The organism is Streptomyces sp. RG80, assembly GCF_040446465.1.
GTDB lineage: Bacteria > Actinomycetota > Actinomycetes > Streptomycetales > Streptomycetaceae > Streptomyces.
The window spans coordinates 48,522-63,866 of sequence record NZ_JBEAAJ010000019.1; the positions used below are offsets into that span (position 1 = coordinate 48,522).

The 15,345-nt window shown below is 70.1% G+C and carries 11 protein-coding genes; 6 read left to right on the forward strand and 5 right to left on the reverse strand.

Annotation, left to right across the window (positions count from 1 at the left end; translation table 11 throughout):
* Positions 1–55: 55 nt before the first annotated feature.
* A complete protein-coding gene (locus ABKA17_RS44960) occupies positions 56–478 on the reverse strand; it encodes a hypothetical protein (protein WP_353698243.1) in 423 nt (140 codons plus the stop codon).
* Between the two features lie 116 nt (positions 479–594).
* Between ABKA17_RS44960 and ABKA17_RS44965 the strand changes: the two genes are divergently transcribed.
* The 5 genes from ABKA17_RS44965 to ABKA17_RS44985 all read left to right on the forward strand — a co-directional run bounded on the left by ABKA17_RS44965 (position 595) and on the right by ABKA17_RS44985 (position 5,809).
* Complete coding sequence (locus tag ABKA17_RS44965; protein WP_353698244.1) at positions 595–1,107, forward strand: tetratricopeptide repeat protein; 513 nt, start codon at positions 595–597, stop codon at positions 1,105–1,107.
* Between the two features lie 50 nt (positions 1,108–1,157).
* Positions 1,158–3,083, forward strand: a complete 1,926-nt coding sequence (locus ABKA17_RS44970) for a hypothetical protein (RefSeq protein ID WP_353698245.1) — start codon at positions 1,158–1,160, stop codon at positions 3,081–3,083.
* A gap of 85 nt (positions 3,084–3,168) precedes the next feature.
* Complete coding sequence (locus tag ABKA17_RS44975; RefSeq protein ID WP_353698246.1) at positions 3,169–4,047, forward strand: metal-dependent hydrolase; 879 nt, start codon at positions 3,169–3,171, stop codon at positions 4,045–4,047.
* Complete coding sequence (locus ABKA17_RS44980; protein ID WP_353698247.1) at positions 4,047–5,063, forward strand: PDR/VanB family oxidoreductase; 1,017 nt, start codon at positions 4,047–4,049, stop codon at positions 5,061–5,063. The genes ABKA17_RS44975 and ABKA17_RS44980 overlap by 1 nt, the downstream gene beginning before the upstream one ends.
* Positions 5,064–5,119: 56 nt before the next feature.
* A complete protein-coding gene (locus tag ABKA17_RS44985) occupies positions 5,120–5,809 on the forward strand; it encodes a TetR/AcrR family transcriptional regulator (protein ID WP_353698248.1) in 690 nt (229 codons plus the stop codon).
* Here the strand turns inward: ABKA17_RS44985 and ABKA17_RS44990 are convergent.
* From ABKA17_RS44990 to pulA, 3 genes are all read right to left on the reverse strand, one after another.
* Complete coding sequence (locus ABKA17_RS44990) at positions 5,806–6,165, reverse strand: 5-carboxymethyl-2-hydroxymuconate Delta-isomerase (protein ID WP_353698249.1); 360 nt, start codon at positions 6,163–6,165, stop codon at positions 5,806–5,808. The genes ABKA17_RS44985 and ABKA17_RS44990 overlap by 4 nt on opposite strands.
* A 28-nt stretch (positions 6,166–6,193) precedes the next feature.
* Positions 6,194–7,816, reverse strand: coding sequence for a SpoIIE family protein phosphatase (locus tag ABKA17_RS44995; RefSeq protein ID WP_353698250.1), 1,623 nt, complete (start codon positions 7,814–7,816; stop codon positions 6,194–6,196).
* A gap of 72 nt (positions 7,817–7,888) precedes the next feature.
* On the reverse strand, positions 7,889–13,303 hold the full coding sequence (gene pulA, locus ABKA17_RS45000) for a pullulanase-type alpha-1,6-glucosidase (protein ID WP_353698251.1): 5,415 nt from the start codon (positions 13,301–13,303) through the stop codon (positions 7,889–7,891).
* A 183-nt stretch (positions 13,304–13,486) separates the two neighbouring features.
* On the opposite strand from pulA, the gene ABKA17_RS45005 reads away from it, so the two are divergent.
* Positions 13,487–13,867, forward strand: a complete 381-nt coding sequence (locus ABKA17_RS45005; protein ID WP_353698252.1) for a hypothetical protein — start codon at positions 13,487–13,489, stop codon at positions 13,865–13,867.
* Here ABKA17_RS45005 and ABKA17_RS45010 read toward each other — a convergent pair.
* Positions 13,843–15,228, reverse strand: a complete 1,386-nt coding sequence (locus tag ABKA17_RS45010) for an alpha-amylase (protein WP_353698253.1) — start codon at positions 15,226–15,228, stop codon at positions 13,843–13,845. The two genes, ABKA17_RS45005 and ABKA17_RS45010, sit on opposite strands and share 25 nt — an antisense overlap.
* Positions 15,229–15,345: the final 117 nt, after the last annotated feature.

The window sequence follows — 15,345 nt, forward strand, 5'->3', positions numbered from 1 at the left end:
GGGATTTCCCACCGCCGGCCTTCTCGCGCGTTCAGCGACTCGTTCAGTGACTCATTCAGTGACTCGTCGAGTGGCTTCCCGTGTGCGCGGAGTGGTCCTGGCCCTCCTCGATGTCGCCGCCGAGGGTGGCGCGCAGCGTGGTCACGGTCTTCGTCTCGCCGACGGCGATCCACTTGCGGCCGACGAGGTAGTGGCCGCCGTAGTCCTTGGCCCCGTTGATCCACTCGCGCTGGCCGCGGTCGGTGGCGAAGGTGGCCAGGATGAACTTGCCGTCGGCGTCGCTCTTGCGGCACGAGGCCTGGCGGATCTCGTCGGCGTCGATCTGCATCGTCGGCTCGCAGCCCACCTCGGCGGCCAGATGCTCCAGGCTGCCGGTCGCCGTCTCCGGTACGGCGGCCTTGTCGTCGTCGCCGGATCCGCAGCCGGTGAGCAGGAGAGCCGCCGCGGCGGCCGCGAGCATCGGTCGGGTCAACCTCATCTGTTCCTCCGGAACCATCCCGTGGGCCTGGGTGCCCGTCCCCATCCATACGGCCGTGGGCCAAGGTCTGCTCAAATCCGCTGTCCCCGTGGGCACACCCGTGCGAAAGTGTGCCGGTGAACGACGACTGGGAAAAACGGATCACGGCCGCCTGGGCCACCTTCGACGACTACCCCGAGGAGAGAGCGGCCGACTTCCGCGCGGTGATCGACACCCTCGTCGCCGAACTCCCCGACGGCAGCCCCGACGCCCCGTTCGAGCGGGCCTGCGCCTGGGACTCGACCGGCCACTCCGACCGGGCCGCCCCGCTGTACCGGGAGGCGCTGGCACTGGGCCTGACCGGCTACAAGGGCCGCCGCGCCAAGATCCAGCTGTCCAGCTCGCTGCGGAACATCGGGCAGGCCGAGGAGGGCGTCAAGCTGCTGACACCCGAACTGGACGGCCCTTCGGACGAGTTGGACGACGCCGTACGAGCGACTCTCGCGCTGTGTCTGTCCAGCCTCGGCCGGGACCGTGAGGGGCTCTCCCTCGTCCTGGGTGCGCTGGCCCCTCATCTGCCGCGTTACCAGCGGTCGATGGCGAACTACGCGCGCGCCCTGGTGGAGCCCGAGGACCCCGCGGCGACCTGAGGTCACCCGGGTGGCGGTGACCAACCCACGATTCGCTCGTTCTGCTGAACGTGCAGTCACAGGATGTCGCCCCGAGCCCCGCACCCGCCTCCTCCGCCGAACCGTTCGTCGATGTCGAACAGGCCGAGGCCGCGCTCGTCGAGCACTACCCACGGCTCGTCCGGCTCGCCTATCTGGTGCTGCCGCCGAGCCTCGGCCGCAACCGGCGGGTCCTGACCGCGCACGCCCTCACCCAGCGTGCCCTGCCCCGGGGCCGGGCCGCGACCCCCGTCATCCCGGCCCAGTCGACCGGCCGCGACGGCGACCCCGGGTACGCCTTCGTCCGCCTCCAGGTGCTGCGTACGGCACTGGAGGCGGGCCTGCCGCTCACCTTCAGGACGCGCCCCAGGCGCTCCCAGCTGCCGCCGCTGCTCCCCCAGGTGTGGGGCCTCAGGCTCTTCCCCCGCTCGGGCGGCGCCGACGAACTCGCCCTGGACCAGCAGTTGTCCGCCCTGTCCGGCCCGGCCCGCGCCGCCTATGTGCTGCGCGGCCTGGAGCGGCTCCCGGACGGTGATGTGCGCCGGGTGCTGACGGCGGCCGGGGTGGCGGAGCCGGACGAGGCGCTGGAGGAGGCCGGCACCGTCCCTGCCGACCGGTACCCGCTCCTCGACTCCCCCGAGTTCGACCCCTGCTCCCTCCAGGCCCGCCCCACCGACCTGATGCGGCGGCGCCAGCATCTGAAGGCCGCCCTCGCCGCCGCCGTGGCCATCGGCGTGTGCGGGGCCCTGCTCGGCCTGCCCGGCGACGGCTGGGGACCGGACGGCGCGGCCGCACCCTCGTACGCGCGGAACCCGGCCGCCCAGGCCGCCCTCGACCCGGGGCAACTGACCCGGGTCCCGGCGACCGCCTGGCAGGCCGCCTCCCGCAACGACTTCTCCGTGTGGCCCGCCCGCGGCGACCTCACCGACGACACCGCGCTCCTGCGCCGCGCCCTCGCCGTCTGGGCCCGCCCCGGCGAGACGGTCCGGGTCTCCGCGACCCCCGGCACCCCGGCCGGCGGCCCCGCCGGCCCGACCCAGCTCCTGTACGCCGGGCTCGTCGACAACGCCCGCGTGGTGATCCTCTACGACGGTCTGCGCATCGCCCGCTACGCCGAGCCGAAGGACGGCACGCAGGGCGCGGCCCTCGACTTCGCCCGGGTCGACGGCGCGACGCCGGCCGAGGCGAGCGCGGTCGTGCTGGGCCGGGCCGACGGCAACGTCCGCTATCTGATGGCGCCTTGGGTGACGAAGGCCGCCGAACGGGATCTGCTGAAGCCCTCCTCCGGCGCGATGCCCCTCACCCTGACCGACGGGGTGACCTCTCCGCTGTCCGGCCCCGTCCAGCAGAACGGCGGCTGCACGTCCTGGAACGTCCTCCAGGTGAACGGCCGGGGCGGCAGCCGGCTCATGAGCGACCTCGGCGAACTGGTCCCGGCCCGGCTCACCACCGGCCGCCCCGGCGCCATCCACGAGGCCTCCGGCGCCGAGGCGCTGCGCACCTGGGCGCCGTACGCCTGCTCCCTGTCCGCGATGCGCTCCGCCGGGGTGCGGACGGTGAACGCCTGGGCGTACGCCGAGCAGCGGCTGCCCGACGCGAGCGGTGCGGCGGACTGGGTGTGCACGCGGGCCGAGACCTGGCGCGGTGGCGGCACCCGGGTGCTGGCGCAGTTCCGCACCCCGGGCGGGGCCTACGGCGCGGTCGCGGCGCAGGCCGAGAACGTCCCGGCGTGCGGGCCGCGGGATCCGCAGGTGCTGGCGGGTGTGCTGTGGAAGTCGGCGAAGGGCTCCTGGTACCTGCTGGCCGCGGGCAGCGCGAACACGGCGTCGATCCGTGCGACGGGCGCGGTCAGCGGCTCCGCGCAGGGGAACCTGCTGGCCGTGAAGACGAAGGAAGGCGCGCAGGCCGGGCTGAAGGGAACCCTGGAGAGCGGCCGGTCGGTCAACGGGCTGCGGTAGCCCAGGGAGCAGGCTTGCTGACACCGGCGTAAACAAGAGCGGGCAGAGGGGTTCCCCGAGGCCCTACCCGTCAGTACATTGACGCATGTCCAACAAGCAGGCCCGGGTGCCGCTCAAGGCGCGGAAGGTGTCCTTCGCCTGGGAGGACACCCCGCTGCACTGGGTGCCCGGCGATCCGTTCACCACGCACACCATCAATGTGCTCCACCTTCTGCTGCCGGCCGGCGAGCGCTGGTTCGTGCACGTCTACAAGCAGGTGCTGCCGCTCATCCGGGACGAGCGACTGCGCGAGGACGTCATCGGGTTCATCGGCCAGGAGGCCATGCATTCCCAGGCCCATGACGAGGTGCTGCCGCACCTGAAGGAACTCGGGCTCGATCCGACGCCGTATCTCGCGCAGGTCGACTGGTTCTTCGAGAAGCTGCTCGGCGACCGGACCCTGCCGCCGGGCAGGCCGCGCCAGTGGTGGCTCATGGAGCGCGTCGCGATCATCGCGGCCGTCGAGCACTACACCGCGTTCCTCGGCAACTGGGTGCTGAACGCCGACGAGTTGGACCGGCGGGGCGCCGATCCGACCATGCTGGACCTGCTGCGCTGGCACGGCGCCGAGGAGGTCGAGCACCGGTCGGTCGCCTTCGATCTGTTCATGCACGTCGACGGCGGCTACCGGCGCCGGGTGCGGACCTGGGCGACGGCCTTCGCGGCGCTGCTGTTCATGTGGCAGCGCGGGTCCCGTTTCTTCATGGAGAACGACCCGACGCTGGTCGACGGAAAGGCCTCCTTCAAGGACTTCTACGTCCGCGGGCGGCAGGGCACCCTGCCCGCGACGCCGGACATGCTCAGGTCCATCCCGCGCTACCTCAGCCGCGACTACCACCCCTCCCAGGAGGGCTGCACCGAGCAGGCGGTCGCGTATCTGACCCGGTCGCCCGCGGCGATCGCCGCCGAGAAGGGTGCCGTCTGATGCCGCCGAAGCCGCTGACCGTCGCCGTCGTGGCGGGTGCCGCGCTGCTCGCTCGGCGGGCGATGCGCCGCCGGATCCAGGCCTCGCCGCTGTGGCCGTTGCCCGCGCTGGACGAACCGACCTCCGGGCGCCCCCGGTCGCGGGCGCTGCGGCTGCTGGTGGCCTCGCGCGAGGAGGTCGCCGACGGGGTCGTCCAACTGCGCCTGGAGGGGCGCGACTTGCCGCGCTGGGAGCCCGGCGCGCATCTCGACCTCGTACTGCCCTCGGGGCTGGTCCGGCAGTACAGCCTGTGCGGGGACCCCGCGGACACCTCGTCGTACACCCTGGCGACCCGGCTGGTGGCGGACGGGCGGGGTGGTTCGCGCGAGGTGCACGAGCAGGTGGCCGAGGGGATGGAGCTGGAGGTGCGCGGGCCGCGGAACCGCTTCCCGCTGGTCGAGGCGGACTCGTACGTCTTCGTCGCGGGCGGCATCGGGATCACGCCGATCCTGTCGATGCTGCGGGCCCTGCCGGACGGGGCGCGGTGGCGGTTGCTGTACTGCGGGCGGTCGCGGGAGTCGATGCCGTTCGTGGCCGAGCTGGAGAGGCTGGACCGGGTGACCGTGGCCGTCGGTGTGCCCGACCTCGACGCGCTGGAGGTGCCCGAGGACGCCGCCGTCTACTGCTGTGGGCCGGACGGGCTCATGGCGGCGGTGGCGGAACGGTTCCCGCGCGTGCACCTGGAGCGGTTCACCCCTCGGGCCACCGCGCCGGGCGGCTCCTTCGAGCTCGAACTCCGGCGCAGCGGGCGGACGTTGACGGTCCCGGCGGACTCCACCGTGCTGGCCGCCGTGCGCCGGGAGCTGCCGGACACCCTGTACTCCTGCGAGCAGGGTTTCTGCGGGACCTGCCAACAGCGGGTGCTGGAGGGCGAGGTGGACCACCGCGACGAGCTGCTGACCGACGGTGAGCGCGGTGACTCGATGCTGATCTGTGTTTCGCGGGCGCGAAGTGAGCGACTTGTGCTGGATCTGTGAACACTCGTGGCCGGACCGGGCCGTTCCGGGCCGGATCCGATCGGTAAGGTGTTCGCATGACTACCGGGGTACGGCGAAGAATGGGAGTCGAGGAGCGGCGGCAGCAGCTGATCGGCGTCGCCCTCGAACTGTTCAGCCAACGCTCGCCCGACGACGTCTCCATCGACGAGATAGCGACCGCGGCAGGCATCTCGCGCCCGCTGGTCTACCACTACTTCCCCGGCAAACTCAGCCTGTACGAGGCCGCGTTGAAGCGCGCCGCCGATGATCTGTCGGGCCGGTTCGTCGAGCCCCGGGAGGGGCCGCTGGGCACCCGGCTGCTGCGCGTGATGCGGCGGTACTTCGACTTCGTGGACGACCACGGACCCGGTTTCGCGGCGTTGATGCGCGGCGGCCCGGCGGTCGGCTCGTCGGCGACCAACGCGCTCATCGACGCCGTACGACAGGCCGCGTACGACCAGATCCTTTCGCATCTGCGGGTGGAGAATCCGCCCGCGCGACTGGAGCTGGTCATCCGCTCCTGGATCTCGCTGGCGGAGTCGACCGCGCTGATCTGGCTGGACGGCCGGCGCATCCCGCGCGCCGAGCTGGAGACCCAGCTCGTCCACGACTTCGCGGCGCTGGCCGCGGTGAGCGCGGCCTACGACGAGGAGATGCGCGCGCTGCTGTCCCGGATGCTGAAGGACGAGCCGCACGACGGGCCGTTCACCGACCTGGCCGCCCGGCTGATCGCGCTGGCGTCCTAGAACTTGCGGTAGGACGCGTCGAGTTCGCGTACCTCGGCGGACGCGTGCAGCACGAAGTCCTGGTCTGTCTCGATGTGCTTACGCAGCAGCTCCAGAACCGCCTCGGTGAGTTTCGCCTTGGTCTCCTCGGTGCGTCCGGCGAGCAGCCCGAGGGTGACGTGGACGACCGCGTGGCCCTGCTCGTCGGGGTCCTCGTAGCCGAAGGCCGTGTACGCGCTCGGCCGGAACTGCGTCTTGCACGCCTCCGGCTTCGCCGCCGCGATCTCGACCGTCGCCTCGTGCAGCGCCCGGGCGAAGCCGGCCCGGTCGAAGACGGCGGCGATCGTCTGGGAGTAGTCGACGGTGATCTGCGGCATGAGCACTCCTGTTCTAGGTCAACACACGTCAGCCTAGTCGCAGCGCCAGCATCGCGATGTCGTCCTCCCGGTCATGGCCGAAGGAGGCCAGGAGGGTGTCGCACAGGGCGTCCAGGCCCGGCAGGGAGCCGGCCGCGGCCGCGCGGAGGTGCTCCATCGAGGCCGAGAGGTCCGTGCCCCGGGTCTCGATCAGACCGTCGGTGACCATCAGGAGCCGGTCGGTGGGTTCGAGGAAGAGCTCGGTGGCCGGCGGGTGGGGCAGACCCACGCCGAGCAGCGGTCCGGCCGCCTTGACGTAGTCGGCGCTGCCCGTGTCCCGGATGATCAGCGGGGGGATGTGGCCGGCGTTGGCCAGCAGCGTCCGCCCGGTGCCCGGGTCGATCAGGGCCATGCAGACGGTGGCCGTGAGGTCGGGGTGGTAGCGCTGGAGCATCCGGTCGAGGCGCTCCGCGAGCACGGCCGGGTCGCTGTCCTCGACGGCGTAGGCGCGCAGCGCGTGCCGGATCTCCACCATGACGGTCGCCGCGTCCAGCGAGTGCCCGACGACGTCGCCGACCGCGGTGAGCACGCCCTCGTCGGTACGCAGCGCCGCGTAGAAGTCGCCGCCGATCTCCGTCTCCGGGGACGCGGGCACATAGCGGACCACGACGTCCAGGCCCGGCAGCTCGGGCAGCCGGTGCGGCTGGGGCAGGAAGCTGTGCTGGAGCGTGAGGGCGACATGCCGCTCCACCTGGTACATGAGCAGCGGCTCGGCGGCGAACGCGGTGGCCTGGATCAGCTGGGCCAGCAGACTCTCCCGCTCCGGGCCCAGCCGCCGCATCCCGCGCGCGGGCGCCGCCAGACACACCACGGCCCGGCCGTCCTGGGTGCGGACGAGCGCCAGCCGGGCGTCGTGCTCCACACCGGGCCGGAAGTACCCGGCCGGCCACAGCGGCGTGGGTACCGTCGTGAGCTGTACGCCGACGGCCTGTCCCCGGGTGAGCCGTTGCAGCAGAGCGGCCACCGCCCGGTCGGCCCCCTCGTCGGGCAGGGCGACCGGGACGCGGTCCCGGGACAGGCCTCGGTAGAGCCGGTCCTCCTGGTCCAGGACGAACACGGCGGCGGGAGTGCCGGTGACCCGTGAGATGCCCTCGGCGGCCGCGTCGGTGAGCTCCTGGAGGGAGCGCGCCGCCTGGATGGTGACGATCGTCTCCGACAGCAGGGTCAGCCTGCGTACCAGCGCCCGGTCCTCCGCTCGTACCTGTGCGTTGCGCACGGCGGCGCGGACCACGGCCTCGATCTCCAGGGGCTCGGCGGGCACCTTCAGATAGGCCTCGAATCCCGCGGCCAGGCCCTCGCAGCAGTCGACCGGGGCCACGCCGGCTGCCGAGAAGTGCACGACGGGCAGCCCGGCCGTGTGGGGCCGCTCCTTGAAGAGGCGGCACAGTTCGAAGCCGCTCATGTCGGGCAGGCCCACGTCGACGAGGGCCACGTCCGGCAGGGTGCCCTTGCGCACCCGCGTATCGAGTTCGGCGAGCGCCTCGCCGCCGCTGGCGACCGGCACGACCCGGTGGCCCGCACGGGTCAGCAGGGTGCCCATGGCATACCGACTCGCCTCCGTGTCGTCCACGACCATCACGGTGGTGCCTGTCAGATGTGCGTTGACGTCCATGTGTGTTCAGCCCTTGGACAACACGATGGGGCAGACCCGGACCGGGCCTGCCCCACCAAGGTAATGCCCTTGTCAGGACTTGCGGGAGAATACGGCCACGGTCCGTGCCGGAACGGCGAAGGTGCCCGAAACCCGCTCATAGGACGAGGCCTTGACGGTAGAGTCCGCGCCCGCCGCCTGGACCTCGTGCAGCGCGTACGTCTTGCCGGCCAGCGCGGCCACCCGCTGCTCCTGGGCCTTCGGCGTCGCGTTGAACACCACGACGAGGTCACCGAGTTCCATGGTGATCACGCCCGGCGTCTCGTCCTTGCCCGACAGCGGGAAGGACAGCTTCGACTGCACCTGCGCGGCCGTGTCGAGGGAGAACACGCTCTCCGTCGAGCGGATCCGCAGCAGATCCCGGTACGCCGCCGAGGTGCCCTCGATCTGCGGGCAGCCCACCTTGACCGAGCCCAACAGGGGCTTGGCGTACGGCCACTTGGACTCGTTGTCGGCCGCCATCGGCAGCCCGCGTCCGAAGCCGTTGCCGTCCTGGCAGCTCCAGTGGATGGCGTTGAACCAGTCGCCGCTGTCGTAGGAGTTGCGGTCCAACGACTTGGAACGCAGCAGGTCGGTGCCGGCCTGGGAGAGCGACGGGCCCTGCGAGAGGGTGGCCGTCGCCATCGCGAGGACCTGCATCCGGGCGCGGTCCGAGGCGCTGGTCGTGGCGGGCAGCTTGTACGTCAGCGCGTCGAACAGCGACTCGTTGTCATGCGCGTCCGCGTAGGCGAGGGCGTCGCCCGGCGCGTCGGCGTAACCGGCGGGGGCGCCGTTGTAGTCGACCTGGGAGCCCTTGACCTCCTCGCCGCTGGTGTCGGTGAAGGTGTACGCGCTCAGGTTGCCGGAGAGGCCGACCTTGATCAGGTCCTGGTAGTGCAGCAGACGGGCCTTCTGCTCGGCCGAAGTGCCGTTGCTCTTCGAGGAGTTGGGGTCGGTGAACAGACCGGACGCGAAGCCCTGGACACCCGGGTCCTCGTCGAAGGGACCACCGCCGCGCACCGCGTCGCGGGCCCGGTCGGAGAAGGTGGCGATACCGGTTCCGGCCATGTTCTTCTGGGTGGCCTGCACGAAACGGGCGTCGTCGGCGACCTCGCCGAAGTTCCAGCCCTCGCCGTACAGGATGATCTTCTTGCCGTCGACGCCGTCCTTCTTGAGGGTCAGCGCGTCGAGGGTCTTGCGAACGGCCAGGATGTTGGCCTTCGGGTGGTGGCCCATGAGGTCGAAGCGGAAGCCGTCGACCTTGTACTCCTTGGCCCAGGTGACGATCGAGTCGACGACCAGCTTGCCCATCATCGCGTTCTCCGTCGCGGTGTTGGCGCAGCAGGTGCTGTTGGCGACCGAGCCGTCGGCGAGGAGCCGCTGGTAGTAGCCGGGGACGACTTTGTCGAGGACGCTGGTGTCGGCCTGGCCGCTTGAGGTGGTGTGGTTGTAGACGACGTCCATGACGACCCTGAGGCCGTCCTCGTTCAGCGACTTGACCATCTCGCGGAACTCGACCGTGCGCCCGGTGCCGTCCGGGTCGGTGGCGTACGAACCCTCGGGGACCGTGTAGTGGTACGGGTCGTACCCCCAGTTGTAGGCGTCCTTGGCCGCCGTCTTCGCCACGCACTCCTGCTGCTTGTCGGAGTCGGCGGCAAAGGAGGCGAGGTCGCAGTCGGGGCTCGCCTGGTCCTCGCGGCGCTCGGGGATCGTCGCGATGTCGAAGGCGGGGAGCAGATGGACGTACGACGTGCCGGACTTCGCCAGCTCCCGCAGGTGCTTCGAGCCGTCGCTGCCCTTGTCGGTGAAGGCCAGGTAGGTGCCCCGGTCCTGCGCGGCCACCGTCTTGTCCGCCACCGAGAAGTCGCGGATGTGCAGCTCCTGGATCTGCGCGTCCTTCAGCGGGGTCGCCTTGGGCTTGGTGTAGGTCGACCAGCCCTTGGGAGCGAGGGACCTGTCGTCCAGGTCGACGACGAGGCTGCGCTCGGAGTCGGTGGTGAGGGCGACCGAGTAGGGGTCGGTGACCTTGTTGGTGACGACCTTCTGAACGCTGGGCGCCCAGACCTTGACGACATACCGGTACTCCTTGCCCTTCCAGGACCTGGGGCCGGTGACGGACCAGACGCCGGTGGAGTCGTCGCGCCTCATCTTCACCGTGGAGCCGTCGAGCTCCAGGGCGACGCTCTGCGCGGTCGGCGCCCAGACGGCCAGCGTGGGGCGGCCGCCCTTGCCGAAGGTCGGCCCGAGGTCGGCCTTGGTCGCGGCCGGGTACAGGTCGTCGAGCACGCCGGCGATCTGCACGCCGGTCGCCGTGAGCACGGCGCCGTTCGCGGCCAGCTGGGAGGCGACGACCTGACCGCCGAGGGCCTGGCGGACCCGGTCGCGGTCGCGGGGGTCGACGGTCCAGGCGGTGTAGTCCTTCAGGTGCGGGAACCTGGCCTTCTGGGCGTCGGTGAGGGACGTCTTGGACAACCGCAGCCAGCGCTCGTCGTCGCTGGTCAGGGCGCCGTCGGCGACGGCGATCGAGCCGGTGCGGGAGTACCGCAGCTGAGTGGAGGCGGCTGCCTCGGAGCCGTTCCAGGCGAGGGTGTTCCGGTCGATCCAGACCGCCTTGGAGGTGGTCAGGTCGAGGGCGGCCGCGGAGCCCGCGGGCTGCGGCAGCAAGTACTTCTCCTGGCCGTTCACCAGCCACACCTCGTGGCCGTCGGCCGTGAGGTCGAGGGACTGGTCGGTGGGCAGATCCTTCTCGTCGCCCTTGTGCAGGATGTAACTGAGGCTGGTGGCCCCGTCGGTGAGCGGTACCTCGTAGACCGCGCCATAGGCGTCAGTCTTCACCGGCTTCAAGGGGTTCGACCAGTCCGTGGGGTTCGCGGCGCCGGTCCAGACGTGCAGACCCCAGCCGTCGTAGTTCCCGTCGGCCCGGTGGTAGTGGAGGACGGCCTTGGTCTTGTCCTGTGCCGGGTAGTCGGGCTTCTCCGTCACGACGTCCGTCTTGCCCTGCTCGATCCAGACCTCGCCGGTCTTGGTGACGTCGATCGTGCGGTCGGCGGAGACGTCCTTGTCGCCGTCCTTGTCGATGACGAGGAAGCCGACACTGGAGGCCCCGGGCTTCAACTTGACGTAGGCGAAGGCACCGTAGGCGTCACGGCCGATGAAGGGATGGCTGTCCGGCCAGTTCGTGGCCTCACCGTCGGCGATGTCGCCCCAGGCATACAGGCCCCAGTCCGTGTAGTCGCCGTCGGCGCGCTTGTAGTGGACGATCACGTAGTCGCGGGAGGAGGCGGTGGGCACCTCATCGACCGGCGCGGTACCGGAGGTGGAGGCCGCCGTGGCGCTCGCGGTGCGTCCGGCGGAGTCGATCACAACCGCCTTGTACCGCAAGGCGGTTCCGGCCGGTACGTCCTTCCCGACGACCTGCGTGACCTTGTACGGGGCGTGATCGGCGGAGCCGAGCGTCCTCCACTTGCCGTTTCCGACCTGGGCGGCGAAGACGACCCGGTTGAGCTGTCCGCCGTCCACGTCGGCGCCGATCTCGACCGTGCCGGTGGCGCCGGTGGCCGGGGCCTTCAGGGTGAGGGTCGGCGCGGTGGCGGGCTTGGCGGGCTTGCCGGCCGCCTTGAGGACGATCGCGGCACCGGCGGGGACGGTGACGGTGACCTTCTTGTCGGCACCCGAGGTCACCGTGGAGTCGCTGCCGTAGATCCCCTTGAACGCCATACCGGCCGAACCGGTCGCGAAGGTCGCCGACTTGGACTCACCGGCGTTGTTGAACGCGACCACGTACTCGGTGCCCGTCCTGGCGTCGGTGCGCGAGAAGGCGTAGACGCCGCTGCCGTCGGCCGCGTAGCGCTCGGTCTGGACGCCGTCGGCGAGGGCCGGGTCGGTCTTGCGGAGCTTGGAGAGCTCGGCGATCTGCCGGTACAGCGGCGCGCTCGTGTCGTACGCGTCGCTCGCGTGGGTGCGGTCGGTGCCGATCTCGTCGTCGTCGAGGTAGTCGGCGGTCTTCGAGGCGAACATCGTCTGGCGGGCGTCCTTGTCGCCGCCGGCGCCGGTGAAGCCCTGCTCGTCGCCGTAGTAGACGACCGGGTTGCCGCGGCTGAGGAACATCAGCTCGTTGGCGAGCCGGTCCTTGGCGAGGATCTCCGCGTCGGTGGCCTTCGGGTTGTCCTGCTTCAGGAAGGTGCCGATGCGGCCCATGTCGTGGTTGCCGAGGAAGGTGACCTGCTCGTACGCGTTGGCCTTGTCGGTCGTGTACTTGTAGTCGTCGCCGAAGACCGAGGCCAGCCGCTGCGCGCTGCCGCCCTGGGAGGCGTACTGGCGGGCCGCCTCCTGGAAGGGGAAGTCGAGCGTGGCGTCGAGGCGGCCCTGGGTGACGTACGGCGAGGTGATGTTCGTGTCGGCGGAGTAGACCTCGCCGAACATGAAGAAGTCGTCGCGGCCCTTCTTGGCGGCGTAGGCGTCGAGAGCGGTGGCCCACTGGGTCCAGAACTCGGTGTTGACGTGCTTGACGGTGTCGATCCGGAAGCCGTCGATACGGAAGTCCCGCACCCACTTCTCGTAGATCTTCTCCATGCCGCTGACGACCTCGGGACGCTCGGTCCACAGGTCGTCGAGGCCGGAGAAGTCGCCCTGGTCGGAGCTCTCACCGGCGAAGGTGGAGTCGCCGCGGTTGTGATACATCGTCGGGTCGTTGAGCCACGACGGGACCTTGACGTCCTTCTTCGCGGCGGCGACGGTCGGCGTGCGCGGGAAGGAGTCGGTGTCGACCTCGGGGAAGTCCCGCTTGCCGTCGGCGTAGTCGCTGTCGTCGAAGGGCTCGCCGTCCTCGGTCAGGTACGGGAAGGCGCCCTTGGAGAGATAGCCGTAGGACTTCTCCTCGTAGTCGACGACGTCGGCGGTGTGGTTGGTGATGACGTCGAAGAAGACCTTCATGCCCTTGGCGTGGGCCTTGGAGATGAGGTTCTCCAGGTCCTGGTTCGTCCCGAAGTGCGGGTCGACCTGGGTGAAGTCCGTGATCCAGTAACCGTGGTAGCCGGCGGAGGCGTCGTTGCCGGTGCCCTGTACGGGCTGGTTCTTGAAGATGGGGGCCATCCAGATGGCGGTGGTGCCCATCCCCTTGATGTAGTCGAGCTTCTTGGTCAGACCCTTGAGGTCCCCGCCCTGGTAGAAGCCCTTGTCGGTGGGGTCGTATCCGGTGGTGAGGCGGGTGCCGGTGAGGCCGCCCTTGTCGTTGCCGGTGTCACCGTTGGCGAACCGGTCCGGCAGGACGAAGTAGAACTGCTCGCGCGTGGAGTCGTGCCGGGCGGGCTCGGCGGCGAGCTTGGCGTCGGACGGTGGCGGTGGCGGGGTGTCCGCCCGCGCCGCGAGGGGTTGGACGAGCGCTGCGGCCAGCGCGGTGACGGTGACCGCGGCGACCCGTCCGGCTTGGGCGGTGCGGCGCCTCGACGGCGTCGGCCATCTCGGTATCACAGATGGACTCCTTGCGATTACGGCGGCTCTACGTGGGTCCGACCCCGCGCGACCGTATCGCCGCCGTAATGCTTACAGCAAGAGTCCTGAAAGTAACGGAAAGAATTTTCAGCAGGGTTCGACTCGACGTCCGCCGCGCATAATCACTCGCCCCGCGCGGCCGCTCCTGGCTACCGTCCCGGCATGGAGGACGAACCGCCCCTCGTGCGCGAGGTCTTCCCGGAGCTCGTGGCCGAACTGGTCCGGCTTCTGGAGGAGGAAGGGGAACACTGGCTGGCGATCTGCGTGTGGGACGTCCGCATGGTCGGCGAGTGCGGCTGCGGCGACGGCTTCTGCCAGAGCATCCGGACGGTGGACCGCCCGCAGGGGCAGCCGTACGGCCCGGGGTATCGCTGCGTGCCGTTGGTCCCCGCCCAGGGTGATCTGATCCTCGACGTCGTGGACGGCCGGATCATGTACATCGAGATACTGAGTCGGCCACCCATGCGACGGCGTGGAGCCGTGGCAGGGGTGGCCGATTCAGTGGGGGGCGCGTCGGGTCAGCAGCTGGACTTGCCGGCGTAGATCGCGAGCGCGGTGTTGGCGCCGAGGGTGGCGGTGAACTGGCCGGAGCCGTTCACGGTCACCGTCGTGTTGTTCTGCACGTTGCAGTAAGTACCGGCGGCGAGGGACGTCTGGTAGGTGCGGCTCAGCGAGCTCGACTCGTGGTTGATCGCCACATAGCCCTTGCTGCCGCGCCCGAAGGCGATCGCGTCGCCTCCGTTGTCCCACCAGTTGGTGACCGACTCACCGCGGGTAGCGTTGCGGAAGGCGACCATGCGCAGGATCTCCGGCCAGGCGTGCTGGCACTTCCAGCCGTCCTGCCAACAGGCGTTCACCGAGCCGTTGTTGGGCGGGCCGGCGTCGGTGGAGGACCACTCGTAGCCGGAGTTGATGTCCGGGGCGCCGTACGGGTAGGCGAGCATGAAGACGTTGGCCAGCGTGTAGTTGGCGCCGTCCTTGTAGTTGAGGGTGGAGCCGTTGCGCTCGGTGTCGTGGTTGTCGACGAAGACACCGGCGACCGAGCTGCTCATGTACCCCCAGCCCTCACCGTAGTTCTTCAGGTAGGCGAGGTTCTCGTTGTTGAAGACGCGCTTGAGGTCGTAGGCGTAACGGAACTCCTGCACATCCCCGTTGCCCGTGTACTCGGTGGGCTGGACGGCCTCTCCGCTGCCGTAGATGGCCTCCTGCTTCCAGTACACGGAGGTGCTGGAGAGCTGGGACTTGATGTTGGCGAGGTCGGTCGCCGGGATGTGCTTGGCCGCGTCGATACGGAAGCCGTCGACGCCGTAGCCGAGCAGGGTGTTCATATACCCGGCGATGGTGGCGCGGACGTACTCCTCACCGGTGTCCAGGTCGGCGAGGCCGACGAGTTCGCAGTTCTGGACGTTGGCGCGGTTGGTGTAGTCGCTGATGGTCGACGTGCAGTCGTCGAAGTCGTACGAGGAGTACAGGCCCGGGTAGTTGTACTTGGTGTACGACGAACCGCCGGTGCCGGTGCCGCTGCCCGCCGACATGTGGTTGATGACGGTGTCGACGACGACCTTCACACCCGCGTTGTGGCAGGTCGTCACCATGTTCTTGAAGGCGGTGGCGTCACCGAGCCGCCCGGCGATCTTGTACGACACCGGCTGGTACGAGGTCCACCACTGCGAGCCCTGGATGTGCTCGGCGGGCGGGGACACCTGGACATAGCCGTAACCGGCGGGGCCGAGGGTGTTGGTGCACTCCTTGGCGACCGAGGCGAAGTTCCACTCGAAGAGGACGGCGGTGACGTCCTTGGTGCCGGGCGGGGAGGCGGCGGCGGTGGTGGGGGCCAGGACGGCTGCGGCGGTGGCGAGCGCGGTGGCCGCGGCACCGGCGGTTGCGGACCATCTCGATATCACGTGGGGGCTCCTTGCGTGACGGCCAGGCGTCTTTGCCCGGCGCCGGCGAGAACGTACCGCTAACGAAAGGTTTACAGCAAGGGGCTTGAAACTCACAGCAAGAACTTTCACCCATGA

Bases quoted from the DNA above. Each gene is read 5' to 3' on its own strand.
- ABKA17_RS44995 (WP_353698250.1), bottom strand. From the start codon at position 7,816: ATGGACGTCAACGCACATCTGACAGGCACCACCGTGATGGTCGTGGAC.
- ABKA17_RS44990 (WP_353698249.1), bottom strand. From the start codon at position 6,165: ATGCCGCAGATCACCGTCGACTACTCCCAGACGATCGCCGCCGTCTTC.
- ABKA17_RS44960 (WP_353698243.1), bottom strand. From the start codon at position 478: ATGAGGTTGACCCGACCGATGCTCGCGGCCGCCGCGGCGGCTCTCCTG.
- ABKA17_RS44980 (WP_353698247.1), top strand. From the start codon at position 4,047: ATGCCGCCGAAGCCGCTGACCGTCGCCGTCGTGGCGGGTGCCGCGCTG.
- ABKA17_RS44985 (WP_353698248.1), top strand. From the start codon at position 5,120: ATGACTACCGGGGTACGGCGAAGAATGGGAGTCGAGGAGCGGCGGCAG.
- ABKA17_RS45005 (WP_353698252.1), top strand. From the start codon at position 13,487: ATGGAGGACGAACCGCCCCTCGTGCGCGAGGTCTTCCCGGAGCTCGTG.
- ABKA17_RS44975 (WP_353698246.1), top strand. From the start codon at position 3,169: ATGTCCAACAAGCAGGCCCGGGTGCCGCTCAAGGCGCGGAAGGTGTCC.